Annotated in this window: 12 protein-coding genes and 2 pseudogenes; 2 read left to right on the forward strand and 12 right to left on the reverse strand. The window is 42.6% G+C overall.

Annotation, left to right across the window (positions count from 1 at the left end; genetic code table 11):
- Positions 1 to 13: 13 nt before the first annotated feature.
- From I2I04_RS17725 to I2I04_RS17770, 10 genes are all read right to left on the reverse strand, one after another.
- On the reverse strand, positions 14 to 1753 hold the full coding sequence (locus tag I2I04_RS17725) for a right-handed parallel beta-helix repeat-containing protein (protein WP_195655531.1): 1740 nt from the start codon (positions 1751 to 1753) through the stop codon (positions 14 to 16).
- A 5-nt stretch (positions 1754 to 1758) separates the two neighbouring features.
- The gene (locus I2I04_RS17730) at positions 1759 to 2886 is read right to left on the reverse strand and encodes a glycoside hydrolase family 43 protein (protein ID WP_195655532.1); all 1128 of its coding nucleotides are present in this window, start codon (positions 2884 to 2886) and stop codon (positions 1759 to 1761) included.
- 21 nt (positions 2887 to 2907) lie between these two features.
- The gene (locus tag I2I04_RS17735) at positions 2908 to 4638 is read right to left on the reverse strand and encodes a right-handed parallel beta-helix repeat-containing protein (protein ID WP_195655533.1); all 1731 of its coding nucleotides are present in this window, start codon (positions 4636 to 4638) and stop codon (positions 2908 to 2910) included.
- Position 4639: 1 nt separating this feature from the next.
- Positions 4640 to 6205 carry a family 43 glycosylhydrolase gene (locus I2I04_RS17740; protein ID WP_195655534.1) on the reverse strand — a complete coding sequence of 522 codons (1566 nt, stop codon included), beginning with the start codon at positions 6203 to 6205 and terminating at the stop codon, positions 4640 to 4642.
- Between the two features lie 73 nt (positions 6206 to 6278).
- Positions 6279 to 7823 (reverse strand): family 43 glycosylhydrolase, encoded by a 1545-nt coding sequence (locus tag I2I04_RS17745; protein WP_195655535.1) that lies wholly within the window; start codon positions 7821 to 7823, stop codon positions 6279 to 6281.
- A 70-nt stretch (positions 7824 to 7893) separates the two neighbouring features.
- A complete protein-coding gene (locus tag I2I04_RS17750; protein ID WP_195655536.1) occupies positions 7894 to 9318 on the reverse strand; it encodes a DUF5013 domain-containing protein in 1425 nt (474 codons plus the stop codon).
- Positions 9319 to 9346: 28 nt separating this feature from the next.
- Positions 9347 to 11038: a RagB/SusD family nutrient uptake outer membrane protein gene (locus I2I04_RS17755; RefSeq protein WP_229127009.1), complete on the reverse strand. Its 1692-nt coding sequence runs from the start codon at positions 11036 to 11038 to the stop codon at positions 9347 to 9349.
- Between the two features lie 19 nt (positions 11039 to 11057).
- Positions 11058 to 13904: a SusC/RagA family TonB-linked outer membrane protein gene (locus I2I04_RS17760; RefSeq protein ID WP_195655538.1), complete on the reverse strand. Its 2847-nt coding sequence runs from the start codon at positions 13902 to 13904 to the stop codon at positions 11058 to 11060.
- 40 nt (positions 13905 to 13944) lie between these two features.
- Entirely contained in the window at positions 13945 to 15684 is a 1740-nt protein-coding gene (locus tag I2I04_RS17765) for a RagB/SusD family nutrient uptake outer membrane protein (RefSeq protein WP_117809485.1), read from the reverse strand.
- Positions 15685 to 15696: 12 nt separating this feature from the next.
- A complete protein-coding gene (locus tag I2I04_RS17770) occupies positions 15697 to 18867 on the reverse strand; it encodes a SusC/RagA family TonB-linked outer membrane protein (RefSeq protein WP_195655539.1) in 3171 nt (1056 codons plus the stop codon).
- A 465-nt stretch (positions 18868 to 19332) separates the two neighbouring features.
- On the opposite strand from I2I04_RS17770, the gene I2I04_RS17775 reads away from it, so the two are divergent.
- Entirely contained in the window at positions 19333 to 20877 is a 1545-nt protein-coding gene (locus I2I04_RS17775) for a family 43 glycosylhydrolase (protein WP_195655540.1), read from the forward strand.
- A 119-nt stretch (positions 20878 to 20996) separates the two neighbouring features.
- On the opposite strand, the pseudogene I2I04_RS17780 reads toward I2I04_RS17775, so the two are convergent.
- A pseudogene (locus I2I04_RS17780) lies at positions 20997 to 21690 on the reverse strand (reverse transcriptase domain-containing protein); the annotation flags it as partial.
- A gap of 27 nt (positions 21691 to 21717) precedes the next feature.
- On the opposite strand from I2I04_RS17780, the pseudogene ybeY reads away from it, so the two are divergent.
- Positions 21718 to 21894, forward strand: a pseudogene (ybeY, locus tag I2I04_RS17785) (rRNA maturation RNase YbeY); the annotation flags it as partial.
- Between the two features lie 176 nt (positions 21895 to 22070).
- Here ybeY and I2I04_RS17790 read toward each other — a convergent pair.
- Complete coding sequence (locus I2I04_RS17790) at positions 22071 to 24677, reverse strand: zinc-dependent metalloprotease (RefSeq protein WP_195472351.1); 2607 nt, start codon at positions 24675 to 24677, stop codon at positions 22071 to 22073.
- Between the last annotated feature and the right edge of the window lies 1 nt (position 24678).

The following is a 24678-nucleotide window of genomic DNA, read 5'->3' on the forward strand; positions in this document are numbered from 1 at the left end:
TATCATCTTGCCTTTATTTGTTTATCTTAATAAAATTATCCTTGTAAACCAAATTCTTGTTATTTATCAGCCATACTGTACCTGCTTGGGTATTTTTCAATATCCGCCCATGCGTTCTACGAATGCTATCACTCACCACTACTGTATTGTGTTCCACTGTTCCTCCAACTATAGAGGTAAATATCATAGCAGGCTCCGGACTGTTAATGATAATATTGTGACGCACACAAATCTGCCGGAAACCTCCTGCCGGAACCACTTCATTACGGGCATTGATGGCTACTACACATAATGGAGCTGCCTGTTCGATGCCATAAGATGAGTTGGCAAACATACAATCGATAATCCGGTTGTTCTGTACAAGCACGTTGTGGGAAAATCCCGCCTCCAGCCAAACCAGTTCCGGTGCCAAAACGATTCCTCCTAACTCGCAGCCTACTACTTCATTATTCTCAATCACTCCGTTAGAAGCTTTAATGAGAATACCCCGGGCACGTGTATGCCCCAATATATTATTGCGAAGTATAAAACCATTTCCTCCTCTTGTGAGAGAACTGACTACTCCGCCGTTATCTACATCAACTTTACTACTCAACGTCAAACGAGTGACATCGGAGTGTTTACGTTTATCTATCGTAAAATGATACTTACTGTTGACTGTATCAAGGTCTTGCTGCGAAAAATCGGTGGCTGTTTCCATCTTCAGCAATACACTTTCACCCGCAATACTTCCGTCGTATCTCACAAAACGAAGTGTATCACCCGGGCTCATCTTAAGTTGACCGACAGATGAAACAACGTCGACAATAGTTCCTTTAGCGGTCATCACTTTGTAGAAACTTGTATTAATGGCAATACAATCATCCGCATGGTAACGGAAGATACAATTGGTTACAGTAGGTCCTACCACTGCTGCCTTACTATGAAAAGCGTCTGCGTTGATGGCTCTCAGGCGCGGAAAAGAGACACGAGGGTCATTCATCTTGCGGTCTATAACGCATCTGTGGTAAGAGTTCGCTTCACATTGGTCTTCAAAAAAACCAAAACAGTTGCCCGACCATATAGTGATATTTTCCAAATGTACCTTTTTCGATTTGTACAGTACAATAGAATGAGGGCGCGTACCTGCCCCACTTTCCAGTGTCATCGTCAGATAGTCTCCTACCTGCTCGTTAGAGTCGGCATTGGAATCTTTCTTTGTAAAGCGAAAACGACGGTCACCGACACGTATTACAGAGGCAAAGTTTCCCCGCCAATAAGTGTAGAGATTCTTACGAAGTGTAAGGGTAGCAGGGTCAAATACCTGTATGCGATCGGGTACAGTGGTAAGCAAACTTTCCATCGGATACCCTTCCATAATCTCTACTTCCCACCACATACGGCGTTCTCTGTCCATGTCGACAATCGTGCCTTGCGTAAAGGGAAGGGGTTGGCAATCTATACTGAGATTCTTCAGCACTACATTTTCACATTCTGTAATTTGTATAGCTTGCGAAGCCTTTCTGGTGATTATTTCCGAACCATTACAATCAATGACTACTCCGGAAAGTCCTTTTAAATGAAGCGGTTCGCCTCCTTCCAATGCCATATAATAGATTCCTCCCGGAATACTGATTTCTTTTTCTCCTGTACGCAGAGACTCATAGACTATATCGGCAAAGTCTTTTTCCTGCACTTTCAGTTCCTGTGCATTAAGTACAGATAAAAAACAGTAAGAGTAGCACGCTACCACCAAATATTTATAGAAACTCATCGCTTTTATTTTATAGTGATTTTTTCAGTAGAAGGAGTAAATGGGCGGAGGCTTCCATCTTCCCCGAAAGGGATAGGATCAATGCATAGTTTTCCCTGTGATTTACCACCCGATTCGCCACGGTAAGAAAACCATTCTTTTCCATCAGGTCCGGTAAATACGGCAATATGCCCGCCTAAGAAAATTTGTGGCTGTTTCACATAAGGTCCCCCAATATTATCTGCCATCGATACTCCCACCCAATAACCGGTAGTAAGTCCACTATTGTTATTCGCCGGTTCTTGTTCCTTCTTATAAGGCGAACCGGTGAAAAGAACATATTTGTTTCCTCGCTTAATCATCCACGGGGCTTCCATATAGTCGGGACTGAAAGACAGACCGATATCGGCATTATCCCTGTTCACCACCTTCCATCGCTCGCCCACCAACTTAATGTCCCCCTTCTTTATACCCGACAGGTCGACTTCTTGAACAAATGTGTCGCTGAAGGGCATTACCGAATAGAACTTGCCATCCGTATCAGCAAAGAGATGTGTATCACACCCCGAACCGGGGAGCCAGGTAATATGTTCATAAGGACCGGTAGGTTTATCTGCTACACCGACGAATCCGACATATCCCATTTCACCACGCACATTATATTCATCTTTTATCCAATTATCAGCATAAAATATAACGTAATATTTACCATTCATCTTGCGTAATTCAGGAGCCCAAAAACGATGTTTATAAGGACAGTTTTCCGGTAGTTCACTCGACTTGACAATCCAATTTTCAAACTTCCAGTTCTTGAGGTCTTTCGATGAGTAAAGCCTGATACCCGGAGATGAATTCATGTCCGGCAACGCAGGATTGCGGCTGGTGTGATGAGTAAACGGAAAATGAGTATATACAAGATAATATGTATCTCCGTCACGCATAATACACGGGTCACGCAATTCGGTTTTTATTTGTTCCTCTTGCCCGTTGAAATAGGGATACGAAAATGGAAGAGGATTCTGGTACGTGAAAGGCAGCTGTGTTTGTGATTGTCCATCTTCATTTTTTTCGCCTTTAGCATTGCTGCAACTGGTAAAGAGAATAATGCCAAACAGGCATGAAACCAGTAATGTAGAAGCCTTTAATACTTTCATAATCAGATTTTGTTTAGTTTATTATTCTTTCTCAATGTCTACATGAACAGACCGTTCCATAATGAAAGGTTCTGCCTGTTGTGAGGAGAACGGGTAATCGTCCGAACGGATAATTTTATTATTTCTGAACACAAACCCATCCACCGAAACGACACTCACTATCCGGGAATCGACTAACCGGAATTCATTATTCTCCACCAACACATTTCGGTTGAAACGAGGTACATCTGCGGGTTCCGGTTCTTCTCCTGCATCCAACGAGATAATTGCCCTTCCCCAGTTACCGAACATACAGTTATCGAATATATTGTTACGTATGGTCATATTGCTTACTCCACCCTGCTCAAACCAATATTGCGAATCACCTCCCGTCATTATTGCCGCTCCACCGATATGAAATGTACATCCCTCTACCGATATGCTGGTACGCGATCCCAACAAGACTCCCCTTGCACGGTTTCGCCGACAAACGGTATTGCGCAGAACAATATCGGGGGTTACCGTAGCACCGACAACATCGTTTATCTTTACCTTTTCCGACAATTTGTCGGAAAAGGTAATTTCTGTGAAGTCTTTATTAAGCCGTTTCACCGAGTCTATTTGAGCATGTGCATAAGTAACCATAGTCTTTGCATCTACCATCTCAACAGAATCCTTCGGGTTAAATATATCCATTCCTAACTGTTCATAATGAACCAGTTGCACAAGTAATTTATATGGGCTTATTTTCTTCTTAATCCGCATATAAATTCCGTGTATATTAGTGGCATCATCCATTTGGTTCTCGAACAGACAGTCTTCGATCCGTATCTTTCCCGTGCAATTGGAGAAATGGGTAGCATCGGCAGTACAACTCACGACCTTACCTGAAGGCGGAGTCACTACCATTTTACTGACAGTCAAATTCTTACTCATTTGAGCAATGAATCCCATACCACCACTATTATACATTGTTATACTGTCCACCTCAATGTCTTCACACCGATGTACTACAATGTTAGGAACTAAGCGGTGATTAGGAGCAAAAACCATTTTGTTTCCCGGTGTACCCTGAATATCGGGAATGTGCAAACGGACGCTACATGGTCCGGTCTGTTCGGCTTTGAGATTATTGCCGATATAATAATCCCGTGCCATGTAAGCAGTTTCTTTACGTATAGGATCGAACTCTAACAGATTACCGAACGGATATTCGATTTTTCCTGTTTCATCATAAAACTTCAGACGTTCATTCTCCACTTTGAACGGGTATTCTTCGGAAAAAGAGACTTCCAGTTTACCATTTCCCACACTCAAAATATCTCCTTCACTTTGAAAGGTTCTAGCAAAATTAATAGAAAAACCCGTCAACTTTACATTCCGGCAGTTCTCAAGCACAAAAGGCAAGGTATATCCATGAAACACGAGTTGTGCTCCGGGAGCTGAAATTTCGAAATCCGCCATTCCTTTGAGCAAGAAAGCAACACTTTTCAAACCGTCATGATTGTTACTAATAAACAGATATGTCTCAAAGGTCTGTTCAGGATAGAAATCATATCTTCCCGGTTCAATGATAAGCTTTGCCACATGATGTCCGGTACAATACTCTAATGCTTTGCGCATGAAGCCGGAAGCATCTTCACCAGTATCAGGTTTCAGCCCGAAAACAGAAGCATCAACTGTTTCGCCTTGTTTATGAACAGATGTACAAGCCATACAGAGAAGCACAGCGAGTGACACGGTAAGAATTCTTGTTATCACATTCTTTTTCATCTTATTTGATTCCTTTATACGAGAAATTTCTGAAAATAGCACTCCCTGTTCCCAAAGCATAAATACCGGGCCGTATGGTCATTCCACCAAAACTAGTCAGATTATTAACAAAATCGACGCGCTTCCATGTATCTCCCCCATCCTTACTATACCAATAGAGTAAATCACCATGATCTTGGGAAAGCCTGAATCGAATTACGTCCCCACGATTCACATCAGCAATCTTTTCACGATGATAATCTCCTCCAGCAAGACGATATAGTGTATTGCCATCTACCTCAAGTCCCAGATAATCATCGATTCCGGCATACAGAATAAGTCCGCTACGTACTTTTTCCGAGGATTGCACAGTTACTTCTACCTGATAGTAATCATTCACCGGATCTATAACCAAAGGCCGACTGTCTGATGGTGAATCACCTTCCGCTTTCAGTTGAAGAGAGCCATTGCCGACAGTCACTCTCTTACGACTATCTCCTTTAATAAGTTTCCATTGGAGTCCCAGTTTATCTTCTCCAAAATTATCCGATAACCTCATCATCGTACCGACTTTGCTACCGTTCACCGGCTTTCTTATTCGTCCGGCGGGATCAACCCCTTCGGGTATTTTGTACCAACCGTCTGCTGTCCACTCCACAGGAAGCATCAGCACTTGCCGCCCCATGCTGCGCAATTTATTTTCGTATGCATGAAAGATGATATACCATTCCCCTTCCGGAGTATCAATCAGTGTACCATGTCCCATCGAAGCCCATTTCGCTGAACGATCGGATGTTTTAACTATAGGATTGTAAGGACTATGTTCCCAAGGCCCGTAAGGAGTACGCGAACGGGAGGTGGTAATCATGTGTCCTGTGGGAGGCCCCGCAGTCCCTCCCTGCGCCACTGTCATATAATACCAACCATTCCGGTAAGTCAATTTGGGCGATTCAAGGCAGAAACATTCCACAATCCAGTCCTTCGGGTATTGCCATCCTTCATAAACCTTTTTCTTAGGGGTAACAGCTTTCAAGCCATCGGAGGATAACTCTACCATATATCCTGCATCTACATGGAGATACCGCTTGCCATCCGGTGTGGCGATGTGTCCGGGATCGATGCCAGATACTCCCACATCTACCGGTTTGCTCCATGGTCCGGCAGGAGCTTTGGCAGTAATTACGTACACAGTCCCACGATCCGGAACCGGTAGATAGATATAATAAAGTTCACCGTGCTTAATGAAATCAGCTGCCCATACGGGAGTTCCAAAATCTTCGGTCAAAGCGTACGTCAACGGTTCCCAATTCACCAAATCACGCGAATGCCATATCAGCATACTGGGGGTACTATGAGTAGCCGTATGATTAGTCATATAATAATCTTTACCGACACGCAGCACTGTCGGGTCCCCCCAATCGCCCTTGAGAATGGGATTCATATAATAACCGTCACCCTGATCTGCCTGCCAGGGATTCTCAGTGACCGTTATCATTCTGTCCGACTGCTGTGGCTGTGCATTAATATGTGTTGCTACAACAAGCGTCAGAAAGACTGCTGATAGAAACTTCATTTTACTTTTCATCATCCTGATTTTTACATTCAGCAAGTGCACTCCAACTCCTTTCAGAGAAAGCACTTGCTGAACTTGAATTAATTACCTAATCTAGACCTGTATATCTGAAACTTTTTACCTTTACCATTCCTTTACCCGAGCCAAATACCCCAGGACGTAATATTCCCCAATCCGACAATGCGTTATGGTGGAAACCGGACAAATCTCGAACAAAATCGGCTCTCGTCCACTCCTTCCCGTCGATACTCCAAAAACAAAGCAAGTCGTGATGGTCATTGACAATCTTCAGCCACACATGTTCACCCAACCCTCCGGCAAACTTCGACTTACCACCATGCGGAAAAAGCATACATACATTTCCATCTTCCAACGACATGCCCACATAGTAACGTTGGTTGTAATAGAATACCAGTCCACCTTCAGTGCCTTTCGGAGCTATTATCTCAGCCTCTATTCCATAAAAATTATTCTGTGGCATCAACACTAATGGATAAGTTTCGGAAGGAAATTTACTATCGCATCTTATATTCAAAGCATTATCAGCAACAGTAAATTTTGTCTTGTCAGCGTTTTCTATGACCGACCACTGGCGCCCCAATACCGTTCCTCGGAAATCATCTGAAAGCTGCATACCATGTTGCACCGCAGTACCCTGAGGCTTTTTAATCGGAAGATCTACATCCACCCCGTTCGGTACGCGAAACCAACCGTCTTCTGTCCATTCTATCGGTAATAGTAGCGTCTGTCGACCGACAGTGCGGTTTTCCCGTTCATAACCATGGAACATAATCCACCACTTACCATCCGGAGAATCAACCAATGTACCATGCCCTGTAGAAATCCATTTAGAATCGCGGCGGGCATTCCTGATAATAGGATTAAAAGGACTGTTTTCCCACGGCCCGAAGGGAGTTCGAGAACGTGCAGAAATAACCATGTGACTAGTGGGCGGTCCTGCCGTTCCACCCTGAGCGGAAGTGAGATAATACCAACCATTCTTATACGTCAGTTTGGGAGATTCGAGGCAGAAACATTCTACAATCCAGTCGGAAGGAAACTTCCAGCCATCGTAAATATGTGTCATCTCACCCGTTACACTCAACCCATCATCAGATAACGGAACGATATTGCCGCCCGACATATGCAAGTAGCGTTTTCCATCAGGTGCAACAACGTGTCCGGGATCTATCTCACCTATATTCAAGTCAACCGGATCGCTCCAAGGACCACGCGGATCTTTTGCCGTTACCACATAATTCTTACCATTTGCCGGGAAATAAATATAATAGATATCTTTATGCTTAATCATATCAGGAGCCCAAACGCTACCTACAAATTTATTAAGAGCATGTGCAACGGGTTCCCAATTCACTAAATCACGGGAATGCCAAATAGTAAGCCCCGGCATATCAGTAAACGAAGAATGAGTCATATAATAGTCTTCACCGTCGCGTATCACACTAGGATCGGCATAATTACCACACATCACCGGATTAAGAAAAGTCCCCCTTCCCGTGTCCGCCTTATAACGCCTCTCCATATGAGAAGTACTGTCTTTCTGTGCACTGGTTATCGAAAACTGAGTGAACAAGGTTAACACCCCCAATAAACATATTACTCTTTTGAACATCTTTCTTTATGTTTTAATAATTATTATCTCCACCTGCATTAGTCAGCAGGCAGAGACCTTTTGCTTCCATCTAGTCAAAAGCCAACTGGTTGAACTGATTAATATTGAAGATACGGAAAAAAGATGCTCTTCCGAAGCTGGCAACAAAGCCGATAGATACTTCCATTTCCTCCTCCACCGTAAACTTAAAATCCCATTCCCAACTTTTCTCCTGAATATACCAGTTTTTATATCCGGTTTCTTCAGCTGTTTTACGGAACTTGAGTCCACCCAATACATTGGGATTATTGTCGATGTCCGTAATATCGGGCATTGTATTTCCTTTCACAGCGATGAAATTCAAATTCAAAAAACAGGGGCTTCCCTCCGACACTCCATTGGGTTCTATACCGCTTGCACCAACATTGAAATTAACATAGTATTCTCCACGCGGCAGCTTCTTGGTACACCAGATATGAGCATTGCTTGCTTTCACGCCGTCAGGCCATGGAGAAGGCTCCATATGGATGATACCATCATCACCCGGTCCCCAGCCTCCTACGGAAATAGTCCCCTCAGTGATATAACGTACGCTTGAATTCATATTCCAATCCTTCAGCGTACTGAAAGGACCCACGAAAACACCATCATTCTGGAAAGGACGTACTCCGTTGGGGAAGAACCAGGTGACACCTTTTTTATCCCATATTTCCACCTTACCTTCTTTCATATCACCTGTTCCTAGTATTCCCGTCGATTTCAAAGTTACCATCTTACGTCCCTTCGTTGCATAGACGTGTGTAGGATTCATCTCTGTCGAAGTAGCTCCATCTCCAAAATCCCACAAAACAGATACTGCCCCATTGGATGTATTGGTAAATATAATCCGATTTGGATTAACGTCATCCTGCTTGTAAGTGAATGAGGAAACAACCTCCATAAATTTGGTATCTATCACTACAACTGTCGTATTCAAGCCTTTCGAAACTTCCCTATCCTGGCTGTCGATATGAATGGCGATAGCAAATAGTTCATTAATATTGCTTTCGAGGAAATCAAAATCAACATCCAATGTGAACTTACCTATATCTTCTCCGGATGGGATCGCTACTCCAGACGGCAAAGTGTATTTTCCCTCAGGCAACACTTTGACTTCTCGCACATTGCCGCTTTCATCCGCATACTTAAGTGTCTCCGCCTCCACCATTTTGGCTATCGTATCATTCTGTACAAAGATATTCACGCGTACTTCACCTCCTTTGTCCATTCCCCCACGTGAAACGCTTAGAGGTATGATGAACTTGCCATTCTCGAAGTCGAGTTTAAAGCGATAAGCCTCATTTTCAGAAGCAGGCGGAGTGTTCACATCATAGACTCCATAAGAAGCCGTCGTTAAATATATTTTCTGCTGAGGGTAGTCAGCGTCTGCTATCTCCTTGTATTCGCACGAATACAAAAACAGGATGATACCCAAAAGGAGAAATATACCATATATCTGTTTACCTATCTTTTTCATCTTCATTTGATTTTATCTGGGTTCACTATTACCAAAGCGGGTTTTGAGGCCAGCCAGTCACATTTATTTCATTCAGAGGAATGGGATAGAAATACATCCTCGGCTCAAAGACTCGGGTTTCTACTTCATTGGGTTGGTAGACGAAACCTGTTGGAGATTTAGTAACTCTTACTCCTCTCAGTTTCAAGTTCTCCACCTTATCTGCAATCATCCAGCGACGGGTATCCCATGCACGATGATCTTCGAATGCCAATTCCACCCGGCGTTCGTTACGAATAAATTCACGGACATCTTCCTGCCCCGTGACTGTCATTCCGGGCATTTTTACATTCTGCCGATCGCGTACCATATCAACATATTTCTTGATATCAGCATTTCCCGGATCACATTCATTCAAAGCTTCCGCATAGTTAAGATAAATCTCTGCCAACCGGAAATAAGGCCACACATGAACAGATGTACCATTCTCGAGCAAATTGATATTTTCATCCAAAAACTTCTTCAAGTAGTATCCGGTACGGGTACTTCTTTCAATCGGCTGCCCATCTTTACCACCTTCCCATATTTCTACCGGACGCCCCTTATAGGTATCGTTATTAGTGATGATACTCATTCTGAGGCGCGGATCGCGATCGGCATAGGGATCAGCATCATTTGCCAACTTAGTCCAGTCGAACATTTCTCCATTTGACTTCTGATAAGCATCTACAAGATTGCCGGACGGCATATTCCCTGTACCTCCTCCCAAATAACCAATCGGATAGTTAATTCTTTCCAAGTCGTTAGACTGGCTTTCTATCCTGAACAGTATCAATTCGGAAATATTAGCATCCTTCCCTATTTTGCTATAATCATTGCAAATCGAGTAAGGTGATTCGGGCATCAGAATCAAATCTTTGGCTGCTTGTGCAGCTTCCGCCCACTTAGTACGCCTGTCTCCAGTAAGTGAAATCAATTCCGGATGTTCATAACCTTTTGTCCATGCAGAATTGTTATAAAGATCACTCGCCGCATAAAGCAATACACGACTTCTCAATGCAAGAGCGGCTCCTTTGGTTATTCTGCCGTAATCAAGATTCTCTTCATAACTTACCGGAAGCCCTTCATCACCTGCCAATTCTTTACATTCACCGACTATAAAATCGATTACATCCTGCAAAGGGCGACGGGTCAATACTGTATAATCATCTTTCAAAGAGTAAGTACGATCCATCACCGGAATGCCACCATAACGCTTCATCAGTTCAAAATGATAGAACGCACGTAGGAAACGCGCTTCTTTTTTCCGGTTCTCTAATTTGGCTAGATTCTTACGGTATATGATTTGCTGATTCTCGTCGGGATCCATTTTCCATTGGTCGAAGTCTACATTATCACAATTTTCGAGAAACAGGTTACATCTGCGTATAGCATCGAAATAATGCCCCCACTTATTGTCCGGATTCAACCGTTCGCTCCACGAACCTTGATTAAAGTTCTGCACATTGGCCCACTGTACAACAAATTCAGCCTCATCTGTAGCAGATGCCATCATTGCATCGTCTATATACTTAAATCCACGCAGTAACGGTCCGTACAGTCCATTCGCTCGCATCATGGTATAATCGAAGTTCCGATAAGCATACTGAGGACTGATGTCCGTTTGTATCTCTCTATCAAGGTCACAGCTGCCTAACAAGCATAAAGAGGTAAGTGCTATAATATATACTGACTTTTTCATCATTCAGAATTTATAAAAATTAAAACGTTAATTGAGCACCAAGACTGACAGTACGGAGAGTAGGATAACCTCCAAAAATTTCCGGGTCAGTCATTCCGTCCATATAGTCAAGGGAAAACAAGTTCGTCCCGTTGGCAAATATTCTAAGATTACTTCCTTTACGAATAAAATTTTTCAGCGTATAGCCAAGCTCTACATTTCGCAGTTTCAAGAAACTGCCATTGCGTTTCCAGAAAGTAGAAGTACGGAAGTTTATATTATCCACTTCAGTCGTAAGCCTCGGATAAGTAGCTGTCTGAGCCGTCTCCGGAGTCCATCGCCCTCTAGCCATTTCCGGGATTCTGCTATCACCGGCAAATGCTGAAATGGAATAATAAACATCTCTTCGTGCTGCTCCCTGAAATAGAAAACTAAAATCAAAGTCTTTCCAGCTAATGCCCGATTCAAGATTCATCGTAATCTCCGGAATATTGTTATATCCATCCGGGTAGAAGTCATTGTCATTGATTACGTTGTCACCGTTCATGTCTTTATATCTGATATCCCCTGGACGAATAGTTCCCCATTCGTAAGTCAGTCCACTAGCATTAATCTCCTCCTGAGAGTTGAAAAAACCTTCAGCAATAAGTGCATAAGATTTGCCATAAGATTGACCTGTACGCCGCTGGTAATCGTAAAGTTTTACCTCTTCCGCCATAAAATCTATCTTGTTATGAGCAAACCATGCATTGGCTTCTACATAAAATCGGAAAGGGTTCTTTGCTGAGTTGGTATATCTCAACATAGCCTCAAATCCACTGTTAGTCATCCGCCCCTGATTCAGATAAGGAGGAATCATCCCTAAAAAAGAAGGTAACGTTGCATCCGGTACAACCAAGATGTTATTACGCTTATGCTGAAAGTAATCGAAAGACATATCTATGCAATCGAAGAATCGTCCTTCAACGCCAATATTGAACTTTTTATCTTTCTCCCATGTCACATCCTGATTGGCAACACGCCACTCACGAAGACTACCGGGATCGGTCGGTGCAACGCCAAACAAATAACCTTCGGCACTATTAAACGTTTGGTCATACATATAACGTTCACCACCAATTGCATCATTTCCTACCACACCATAAGAACCTCTGACCTTCAGAAAATCAACAAATGTGACATTCTTCATAAAACTCTCACGTGACAGTATCCAACCCAACGAGGCTGCAGGAAAGAAACCAAACCGGCCATGTCCGGGGAACTTGTCCGAACCTTCATAACTAAACGACACTTCCGCCACATACTTCTTATTGTATGCATAGGTCGCTCTACCTGCAAAACCTGCATGCTTCACAGGTAGATTGTCCGAAAGAATATTATATCTATTCCAGTTATAGAAATTTGATGCATTCTGATAACCATCGGGCATATTTCTACGTGAAATTGCAAGTTCATCATAGTTGAACAACATAAATGCATTCACATCATGATGTCCAAAAGTACGCCCATAATTCAGAAACGCCCTGAGAGTTACATTATTCCATTCTTCGGCACGGTTTTCATCATTTCCTAAATCGGTATTTACCGAATGCTGATGATAAAGCGGATTGTCATCAGCACCCTTTGTTATCGAATATCTGGAGTAGCTACGTCCACGGATAGTATATCCTTTGAAATAATTATTGTAAGAAAGAGCTACTGAAGCGCTCAATCCCGGAGTAATGAAGTCCAGTTTACCAGTTAGTTTGATAGCAGAATTCAGCAAACGGGAGTTCCTCGAATAAAACCCCATATCGGTAATCTCTGCCAACGGATTTCCGCTTAATGCAGTTCCTCCGTACGAATTATCGGGATTATAAACCGGAAATGAGATAGGAGGAATACCGTTAATCATGCTAAAAAGATTACTGTCACTCTCCCAACCGGGAGTAGTGTGATCTTGCACCATACCGCCCAACAGCACTTCTGCGGTAAGGTAGCGTGTAATATCAATGTCTATATTCGATCTGAAACTATATTTGGTAAAGTCGGCATTCTTCGTATTATCCGAACGGTCTGCCATCGGCTTGACTAAATTCTTACTATTCAGAACATTGAGCATCACAAAATAGCGTACACGCTCACCTCCTCCACGGAAACTAAGATCGTAGTTCATTATAGGGTTTACCTTTCTCAATGTTTGAGAAGCCCAATCCACATTCGGATGAAAATAAGGGTCACTCCCTGTGCGATAGGCTTCGAGATCTTCCGGTGAGTAATAGTAATCTCCTTTACCGTCATTCTTATAAGCCTCATTGTAAAAGCGTGCATGATCGTAACCTCCCATAAATTCCTCCATCCGCTTTGCCTGTTGGAAACCCACTTGAGCACGCAAGCTAACTTGCAGGGCAGAAGTACTTCCTTTCTTTGTAGTCACCAATAGTACTCCATTGGCTCCCCTGGCGCCATATATGGCAGTGGCAGAAGCATCTTTGAGTAAAGTAACCGATTCTATTTCAAAAGACGAAAGTTGAGTGAAATCGCACTCATACCCATCAACAAGCAAAAGCATCTTCTGCGCATCATCGCGGAAAGTCCCGATGCCTCGTGCAAACATACTGTTGGAACCAATACTGAATCCCGGCTCATTGCTACCTTCCATCAGTGTAAGGCCGGGCAATCTCCCATATAACGTAGATGCAACATTCGTTGTGAATGTCCTCTGCAACTTCTCTCCTTCTACCGTAGAAATGGCAGAAGTCACCTTCCAAAACGGCTGTTTCTCATAGCCTATCTGTACGGAATCGTCATACTGCGTAACATCCTTGAAGGACGATTGGGCAGAAGCGAATCCCGAACCGAGAAGCAGAAACGTACTCAGAAATATTGTAGTGTATTTTAAAGCCATAGTAATTACTGTTTTATTATACAATAAATAGGTAATGATTCTAATAACCAGGATTTTGTACGATATACCCCTTGTTCACTTCGCTCTGCGGGAAAGGATTAAGATACATATACTTCGGAAAGAACCGCTTCTCAAAGACATAAGGTACGTACTTGAAATCTGCCGGGTTGTTTTCCAACGGATATATCTTTATACCGTACATATCACCTTTCATCACTCCGTCCTGTTCGCAATCCAACCAGCGTCTTAAATCCCACAAACGATGGTTTTCATAAGCTAATTCAATGGCACGCTCGCGTTTTATAGCTTTGCGAAAATCGCTCTTTGACATTCCGGCCGGAAATTCCGGCATACCGGCACGATCTCTGATAACGTTTGCTTTCAGTCTGGCAGGTTCCGGAACAACTGTACCGGGGTCTGCCTCATTCAGCGCTTCAGCATAGTTGAGATAAAACTCGGCAAGCCGGAACAACGTAACATTCGGAATAATTGGATGGTCGGACGAAAGGTCGTATGGTACTGGTTTATGTGCCATTACTCCTCCCCAACAAGGTTGTTCAAGAGGGTTATTAACACTTCCCGAAGTCATATCCAATTTTTCAATCTGATTGTTCCAACGGCTTGTGTGATAAGCATGCGTTTGTGCAAAACGCGGATCGAGTTCTGAGTATTTGGCTAGTAAATCATCTCCTCCGTTCTTCAAATCCCAATTTTGATCGGTTCCATCCTTCTTCTGATAAAGCATTACAAAATTCAATGGAACAGAAATTCCTCCTTGTCCCTGTGTTTTGGGAGTCATCGGTTCGAAAGGCCAATGCCAAGGTCCCACTGCTCCTGAAGCCTTCTGAGCAAGAATTATCTCCGAATTATCATAAACATTCCAAGAGGTTAGATAATCTTTATCAGGTTGGTCCGTATCGATGAGTTTGCACCACTTTCCTTCTGTCTCGGCCCAAGTGAGAACTGCCAAAGCAGCATCGGCAGCAGCCTCCCAGCGACTAACATCAGTATTACCATAACAGATGAGGTTATTGTCACTTCCCAAACTCATGTAAGGATTACCCGTATTAAACTGAGGACTTGCCGCATAAAGAAGTGTTCGTGCTTTCAAAGCCAGTGCTGCACCTTTATGAATGCGCCCACGCTCATTGGAAGCATACGAACTGGGCAATAGTCCGGCAGCATCCTCACAGTCTTTTACGATGAATTTCACTATATCCTCTACCGAAGAACGGGGAATCTTCATATCGTCACCCATATTCAAACGTTTGTCAATTTTGGGAATTCCACCGAACTTACGAAACAATTCAAAATGATTATAGGCACGTATCCAAAGAGCTTCCCCCATTACACGGTTCTTGTAGTCATACTCACGGTTGGTAGGTTCGAAAGTAATACTACCTATCCGTTCTATCAAAATATTAGCCCGGCGTAATGCTTTCCAACGGTCATCCCAACGTGTATCATGCGTAGTTGGTCCGGTTGAGGCATTGAGCGCTCCTCTGTTCCACACATGCTGGAAATACCACGCCATCGAAATCTCTCCCTCGTCGCAACATGGCGCGTAACCACCGCCACCTTCCCTACCCTGCCATCCAAGATCGGAAGTAACACCCAGCCAATATGTACCGTTGATAAACTCCTCAAGGTTTTGTTCGTTATCGAAAATCATATCTTCCGTCAGATCAACTCCAGGAGGCTTTTCGAGATAATCTTCACAAGATGTACCTAAAAAGGCGACCAACACAAAAGATATCACATATATTACTGTCCTTTTCATATCGTATACATATTAAAAATTCACATTTAGTCCAAAGTTAAACACCATCGTTGTAGGATATGGCTCATAATTGCCATCACCCACAAAGGGAATTTCAGGGTCTTCGCCTTTCAATAGATTGTGCCATGTAAACAAGTTACTGCCATTAGCATAGATTCTGGTAGAACTCAGTCCCAGCTTCTTCAGAATACTGCCATTGAACGTATAGCCCAGTTCCACATTTTTCAGACGGAGATATTTCGAGTTGCGCACCCAAAGTGTAGAACGCTGATAATTGTGGTCGCTCGAAATGGACAGACGAGGGAACTTAATCGCTTCGCCATTATCATACTTTTCCTGAGTCCAGCAATAGTCATTCAAATAAGCGGGTGCACCGCCGTCAGTGATGAAACCACGACTCATAGTAATGGATGCTGGGCGGGATTGATTGGCTGCCCCTTGAAATAATACGGAGAAGTCGAAACCTTTCCAATTACCACCAAAAGAAATCCCATACATGATTTCAGGGAAACCGGAATAACCGATAGGTACACGGTCGTCTTCATTAATAACACCATCACCATTCACGTCCTTATATTTCACATCACCGGGCTGTATCTTGTTATTGTCCCAAATAGAACGTGGACGATTAGGGTCATTAACTTCCTCCCAAGTATTATAGAAGCCCTCTGCAATAAGTCCGAAGTACTGACCGCTACGTTGTCCTGTGGCTCTCAGATAAGGGTATCTCGGTGCTACTTCATCCATTTCTATAACTTTATTACGTGCAAAGGTAAAGATTCCTTTTGCCCAATAAGATAACTGACCAACACGGTCACGGAAAGTCAACTCCCCATCAAACCCTTGGTTTTGCATAATACCGAGATTGTATGCAGGAAGCTGTGCACCGGTGATGACAGGTGCTGTTCCCATACGGGTAAGGATATTGCTACGCTTCTCATAAAAATAATCTCCGGTCAGGCTGATTCTATCATCCCACAGCCTGATTTCAAGACCTACATTTGCTTTACGAGCACGCTCCCAAGTAAGATCAGGATTACCCAAAATCCCTTCGGAAGCAGAGCCATGCTTGTTTGCATTGACACCAACCTCTCCAAACCAATAGCCGATATCAAAATCACCGCCACCATCCTTGGTGTAAGAAGTCGGTAGAAAGAGGAAGCGATCATCCCCCACCCAGTCATTACCAACTTCACCGTAAGAACCGCGTATCTTGAGGAAAGAAACTGCTTCTGTTTTTGGGAAAAACTTCTCCTCGGACACTACCCAGCCTAGCGAAAAAGCCGGGAAGAAACCGAATCGATGTCCCTTTGCAAAATTTTCCGTACCGTTATAGCCCATATTGAATTCTATAAGATATTTCTGTCTATAATCGTAAGTAGCACGACCTACAAATCCGAGATGAGCATTCGGTATTCCATATTTAAGACGTGGGTCATATAACTTCCGTTGATTATAAAGCAACAAAGCACTCACGTTATGCTCTTTATCACCGCCGAAAGAACGGGCATAATCCAGTCCGAATTCAATATCTACCTTACGGGTTTTCCGGGAATCCGTATTGAGTGAAGGCGGCCGTTCCTGACTTGCTTTCACATGTTTTGGTCCCCCTTCCTGATCATAGACCAAATAGTAATAAGGTAGTTCGGGATGATAGCTACGCTGATACCAGTAGTAGTTCTGATAAGACACCGTTCCGTGTACAGAGAGTCCTTTGGTCAGAAAATCCAGTTTGTAGTCTGCTCTCACCTGAGCATTCAAATTATTTCCCTGATCTTTATCATAAGGGCTTCTCAGCAGGTTGCCCAACGGGTTGTTGACAATGCTATTGTCCCTGTTTTTAAGTACAGTCAGTTTGCCGTCAACAATGCCCGGTGCTAGATTAGGAGCCGCCTTATAGGCAGTGGAAAGCACATATTCCACACTGTTTCGCGGTCCGGAACGAGTATCCAACTGATCAGACAAGCTCAACTTGATACCCAAATCATCTGTTACCTTAAAATCAAAATTCGCCCTGATATTGTATCGGTCATATTTAAGTTTATAGTCTACGTCGGACATGATATCCGTATTCTTATACAAACCTTCCTGATTGAAATATCCCAATGAAACGAAATACTTCACCCGCTTGGTTCCACCACTGATATTCACGTTATGCTGCGTCTGAAATGCCCATTTCTTCAGAATCACATCTGTCCAGTCGGTACTCGGATAGAAAAGTGGGTCAGAATTGAGTCGGTAACGCTCTATTTCCGAATCTGTAAATTTAGGAATATAAACTCCTTTAAAATAGGCGTCGTTCTTCAAAGCAGAATTAAAGGTTTTCGCCCACTCATAACTCCCCATGTTCTCACGGGTTTCGGTGAAGGTAGCCAGTCCAAAATTACTGGAAAGGCTTACTTTCGGAGCACTTTCAGTTCCCCGTTTGGTAGTAATAATAATAACACCATTCGCACCACGTACTCCATACACCGCCGTAGCCGACGCATCTTTCAGAATAGAGATGGACTCTATCTCATTCGGATCGATATTATTGAATGTTGCCGCCTCAATACCGTCTACCATAATCAATGGGGCGGATGGATCAAACAATTCCGTAGATTGGGCAAATGTTCCCACACCACGTATTCTTAATGTGGAAGCATCCTGACCAGGTGCACCACTATTCTGTACGGAAAGAAGTCCCGGCATTCGTCCTACAAGCGCATTGCTAATATTTGCCTGTGGAGACTGAAGGAGGTCTTTCGTGTCGACAACTGAAATAGCTCCGGTAACAGTGGCTTTTTTCTGAACGCCATAGCCTACCACCACGACCTCTCCTATCGCAATGGCATCTTCCTGCATAAGTACATTGAAGTGAGTTTTAGTACCAATCAGTATCTTTTGTTCTTTAAAACCTATCATGCTGAAAATTAGAGTCTTGGCAGTGGAAGGTACTTTAAACGAGAATGCACCGTCCACATTTGTAATAGTACCGGCTGACGTACCTTCTGCCTGGATAGTTACTCCAATGAGCGCTTCTCCATCGTTTGAGGTCACTTTCCCTGAGATAGTTTTTGGCGACCCTTGAGAGAAGACATTCATGGCAAAGCATAGCATAAAGGATACCAAACATAGCAAGTAACATCTTGTAAACGTTGATATTCGCCATTTCAAGATATAATGATTCATATCTTTTTCCATGAGTTTTTTAATTTAGCAAGTCCCGTGAGAACGGTAAATGCAATGATTAGAAATAATTTTAACGAGTATAGTAAGACATATATCCGAAGAAGATTGCCTACTGAGAAGAGAGATGATTAGCCCGATTCAATGTGTTTCTTCATAAGCCTTGGTGTTTTTAATTAGTATTTTCGTCAACTTAACTGATTGCAAATGTAAAGGTGTTTTGCTCAAACGACTTTCCCTATTGTCACATGATACTTCGATATTGTAACAAACATAAAAATTTGTCTTAAAATCACCCTATCCACAAACCTTTTTAACCTACAATTCCCTTCAAAAAGCCTTATACAAACATAAAAAAGGAAATTATCTTTCAAAAACGGGCTAGTTACCATAGAGAATAATCTTGTTACAAGAAAGGAAAATACTGATATAACAATAGCTTATATTTGCACATATCCATTACTAATTAAAATCATTACCATGAAAAAGAAACATCTCACAGGTTTAATAATTCTAGCAAGCCTGTCCATTCCCGGTTGTGCTGAGAATAACACCAAAAACAGCCATGTAAACACGGGAGAAAACATAGAAAATAATATAAAATGGTATCCTGTCCCGCAGCCGGCAGACAAGCCTATCGACGCTACCATAATACTTCCCGCAGCACGAGATTATAACTCATATAGTGGAGTTCCACTAAGAGTTCTTTTTAATAACTGGGTACGCGACCCTTTTATTCTGAATGCACCAGATGAGTATTATTATATGGTAGGAACACCGAAATCCACGACCTTGCCTGCACCTTTGAAAAGCAGTCCCGAATCAAACGGCTGGTGGTATAACGACGGCATCCCACTTTGGCGTTCAAAGAATCTGAAAGACTGGGAAACAATGGGATATGTATGGACTTTCGAAAAAGATGCTACCTGGTCGAAAGAATTCAAACTCTCTCCTAATACCCAAACACCCAATAACGATCCGGTACGTTGTATCTGGGCTCCTGAGATTCATTATCTGAAAGGTACTTACTGGATCGGTTATTCAATGAATTACGGCGGAATAGGAATACTAAAAAGCACAAGTGGCAAACCGGAAGGTCCTTATGTCGATATAAAGACCGATGGGCCTCTACCAGGACACATTGACGTAGCACTATTCGAAGATACGGACGGCACAGTTTACTATTTGTGCGACGGATATAGCATAGCCCGTATGAAAGACGATATGAGTGGGCTAGCAGAGCCCTTGAGGAAACTGAAGTTTAATCCCACTCCACCTTGGGGAGAAGGTATTAATATGCTTAAAGTGGGAGAAAAATACGTATGGTATAACTCTTCGAATACCTTCACTACAATCAATGGAAAAGAAGCACGCACGTATGACTGTTTTTCTGCCACATCATCGGGGTCAATCTATGGACCTTACAATAATCGTCATCGTGCCATCACTTATGCCGGACATAATAATATCTTTAAAGACAAGAAAGGTAACTGGTGGTCTACGCAGTTTCACCCACAACCACATATGGAGAAAGCAATCGAACCTGCCCTTATTCCAATTGAAGTTTCTCCCGAAGGAGCCTTATCTATCAAACGCTCATATCCACGCCCTATATGGTATATTACAACTACAGAGCCAAAAGGTAACTGGCAGTCTATGTATTTTAAGGATACGAAATGGGATAAAAAAGAAGGCGCATTCGGAAATCCGGAAGTCATGAACCACGGCACATTCAGTGACGTTGGTTCAGAATATTCCTCTGATAAACTTTGGATGAGAAAAGACTTCTCCATTGATACACTTCCTGAGCAACCCGCTCTATTTCTTCGCCATACAGGCTCCGTTAATATTTGGATCAATGAAAAATTAATTTATTCAAGTGAAAACAATCTAATAGAATATACAAAAGAAACTATTAATAAAGAATGCCTCCAAATAGGCAACAACATTATAGCCGTAGTCTTTGAGAATAAAGCTCCTTATTCATACATTGATATAGGACTTGTAGATTGTGCGAAGCCTTAAGACATACATTTGGCATAAATTGTTTTTATAATCGAGTAGGAGGAAAACGAAGTAGTTTTCTTCTTACTTTCGTTTTCAGACCTCTCCCACCACGCATGCGGTTCAGCACGTAACGGTTCCTATTTTGGATACCATTCGAGATAATAATCCATCAGGCTGACATATCCAGCCCTATACAACTTGTCGCTTTCAATACAAAGACGTTTTATCTGTGCAAAGTGATAGTAACCGACCATTCTCTTATGTATTCCTTAAGTCTCTATTTTCTATATTCATGTCCCCATCCATTACTTCGACTTATCAACTCCTTAAGTTTGGATTTCATCTTGGACTTGGATTTGAAATGTACCGTCAGGAGACATTTACCGTTCATTACATAAAAAGAGTAGCCAAGAAACCTTACACCTCTTACATAAGACACCACTGTCTTATCATGATTCACTTTCAGAAAGAGTTTTCCCTCTATGAATCGGATTATTGATTCCCTGACACGATTTGCGGCACGTTTGGATTTGCAGAATATCATAGCATCATCAGCATAACGAACGAATAGAAGCCCTCTACTTTCAAGCTCCTTATCCAACTTGTTCTACACGATATTGCTTATCAACGGACTTAAAGGACCTCCTTGAGGAGTGCCTTCCGTACTGGTTTCGAACAATCCTCGGTTTATTATACCGCTACGGAGTATTTGTGTATCAGACTGACCACCCTTCTGTCATTTATGGTGCGACTGAGTATTTCTATCAGCTTGCTGTGGCTTACCGTATCGAAGAAACGTTCTAGGTCGAGGTCGACTACATATTTGTAGCCCGTGCCACTGTCTTCTGCGCTCTTCGAAGCCTGGATACGATACTTACCAATGCGGAACAGTTTGGTGCCTCATACGAAGACGAACTACATCGTGTGATTATCCACGGAATTCTTCACTTGTGCGGCATTAACGATAAAGGTCCCGGAGAACGGGAGATAATGGAAGCTGCGGAGAATAAGGCATTGGCTATGCGACAAGCGTAAGCAAGCCTCAACTGCAAACGATTTCAATAAACAAACGGTTTACTAAAACAGACTATACTGCAACATACTGTATAAATACTGTATAACGAAGACGCCTCATCGTAATCACTACGACGAGGCGTTTTCATTAGCAACGTAATGCTAACACTAATTTATTTAAGAGAGAGAGAAATTTACTATTTTATCTCTACCGCTTTATTTATACGATATATCAAAAGCTCATAATGTGAACGATCAGCTTCAGGCATAGCCGAAATACTCTTTTCCAACATCTCTTTCGTACGCATCAACAGATCGAAATAATATGCAGCAACTTTGGTCTGATTCGTATAAATAGGCGGAACAGAAGAGAAACCACTTATTTCTTCAGGAGCCTGCAAAGAACGCAAACGATGTTCTACATTCTCTCCTTCACGTAAAGCTGTCAGATTAATTTCCGACTTCCAGTTATCAGCAAATGACGTCTTTGAAGCCTTAAAGCTACCAATAGGTGCAGTTACCGTAGAGGTGGAAATAATACTTTCCAGAAAAGCTGTCTGCAGAGCTTTCTCAACATTATCCAACGGACGATGTTTCAGGGTTCCTTCCCATACTACATTGTAAATGTCATCCAAATATTCGGAAGCCGTATAAGCAGTTTCCGGGAAACGTTCCGTACACACTTCGATATAAGGCAAACGATTAAAGATATTCTTGAATATATCCAAACGCATCATATCGGTCTTCTTATCAGCAATTGTGAAATCTGTAGCACGAGCTGTATTCTCTATCCAATCCAGATCTTTTGCCAGGCTCAAAACCCTGTTCAATGCTGCTTTTTGTTTCTCACGGTCTACCATCGAGTAACTCGGAATCACATCTTTCTCACGAATATCATTCAGATAAATACCACCGACATACGAAAGAACCGCATATACACGACTGTTCAATCGTTCGCAAAGTGCCGAATATACCCGCTTACGCATTGTCATATCCTTGTCTCCTTTTGAAAACCAAGTATAATAATTCTCACAACCGGTACGGATATTGGAAAGCATATAATCAAATGACTTCAAATGATCGTCTCCCAAGCCGCCACGACTATTACGAGGATCTGAATCGAAACGAGACTGACTACGTATATAAGCATAACGAGGATCTCCTGTGTGTTGACGAATCCAGCTATCCAAGATAGCTTTCTCTTCTTGTAATGAAGAAGCGTAAATAGGCTGATACAGATATTTAATAACCAACTCATCATACGGTCCAGGGTTCGTATTAACCAAACGCACTCCTTTCCGTACATCATCTGCCGTAGCCACATCATTAATCACTACCCCTCCCATAACAGAAGAAGCCAAACCATACTTTTGTGTGAAGCTGGCAGAACGCAAAGAATCTACCGGATAAGCAACAGAAGCTCCCCAATTCGGAGCAAGTCCCAATCCTGTCCCTACAGCTTGAGCAATAGCAGCCTGAATCAACTCGCCCTGTATCTCTTGTGGGAAAATATCAGTACGGACGCGAGGATCAACCGCAGCAGTTGCCGCAATACGATCCATATATTGCACACTGATCATATTTGAATTGATCAGAATAGAAGCATTCAATATCTCCCCTGTACGAGCATCTACATGAAGCGTCGTTTGTGCACTATTCATCCACGAAGCAGAATAACGGATGGTCATACAATCCAAACTGTACGCATTAAACAAAGTATCATTTTTCGGAAACTCCTTCACACAAATCACATTCTTAAAACCAACCTTTTCAAAAGCTTTATTCCAAGATTCTGCTCCAGCTTTAACATAAGAATGCCACTTAATAGGTAGCAAGCTATCAATATAGAATACTAATTGCTTCTTCGGTTCCACCAGTTCCCCCCGACGGTAAGCAGCAGAATCCGAAGGTTCAATCCGCCAACGTTTTGCATAACGTATATTCTTCACCTCTTGCCCAGCTCCGACAAAGTCACTCTTCAACTGTGTATTCAATCCAAGACGTGAATCAGCCAGACGGGGAGTCATCGGCTCTTCCGACAAGACACATAACATCTTATTTACCACAGCCGTCAACGGAACATTTTCATACATACTATAAGCTCCCATCAAGGTATGGTTTACCTTATATACCAGTTCTTCACGAACGGTAATATTATCTCCTGAAGCGGAAACACCCAAGATAGACGATTTATCAGATTCTAATGAGTGGTCGCGAGATACAAAACCATAATAGCCGTTAGCTGAAGTCGATGGGAAAGGTTTAGTAAAAGCCGAACCTTCCAAGAATAAACTTTTCATATTCACTACAAGAGCCGAACTATCCGGTGTACATGCCAACACTTTAAAACTCTTGAAGATACCCGGATTATGTGAATTATTCAGTGCACGGGCAATATCAGAGTCACCACTTGTATTGACAGGTTTGCTCAACAAAGGCATACGTGCCACGATTGTAGAATCGATCATCTCAAAACGCAAACGTACATCTGTTCCTCCCAACTGTCCCGGTGCACCTTCCCCACCGTCACTCGTATTTTCTATAGAGGAAGTCAGCAACAGTTCCCGCCCTAACATAGCAACCGGAAACTCAACATACACTTTATCTTCCACCTTATGAATAGTCATCAGCCCATGAGCTGTCTGTACCTTCTTATCCTTGAAAAGCTTCTGATAAGGTGTTAATACTTCTTTTTTTTCCTCTTTTTTCTTCTTTTTAAAAGGCCAAAACGCATTTCCGTCTTGTGGCAGGCAACACATAAAAAGAAGCAATAAACAAAGTATCTTACTATATCTATTTCTCATA

This window comes from Bacteroides sp. 1001136B_160425_E2 (assembly GCF_015559655.1).
In the GTDB taxonomy this organism is placed as follows: domain Bacteria; phylum Bacteroidota; class Bacteroidia; order Bacteroidales; family Bacteroidaceae; genus Bacteroides; species Bacteroides luhongzhouii.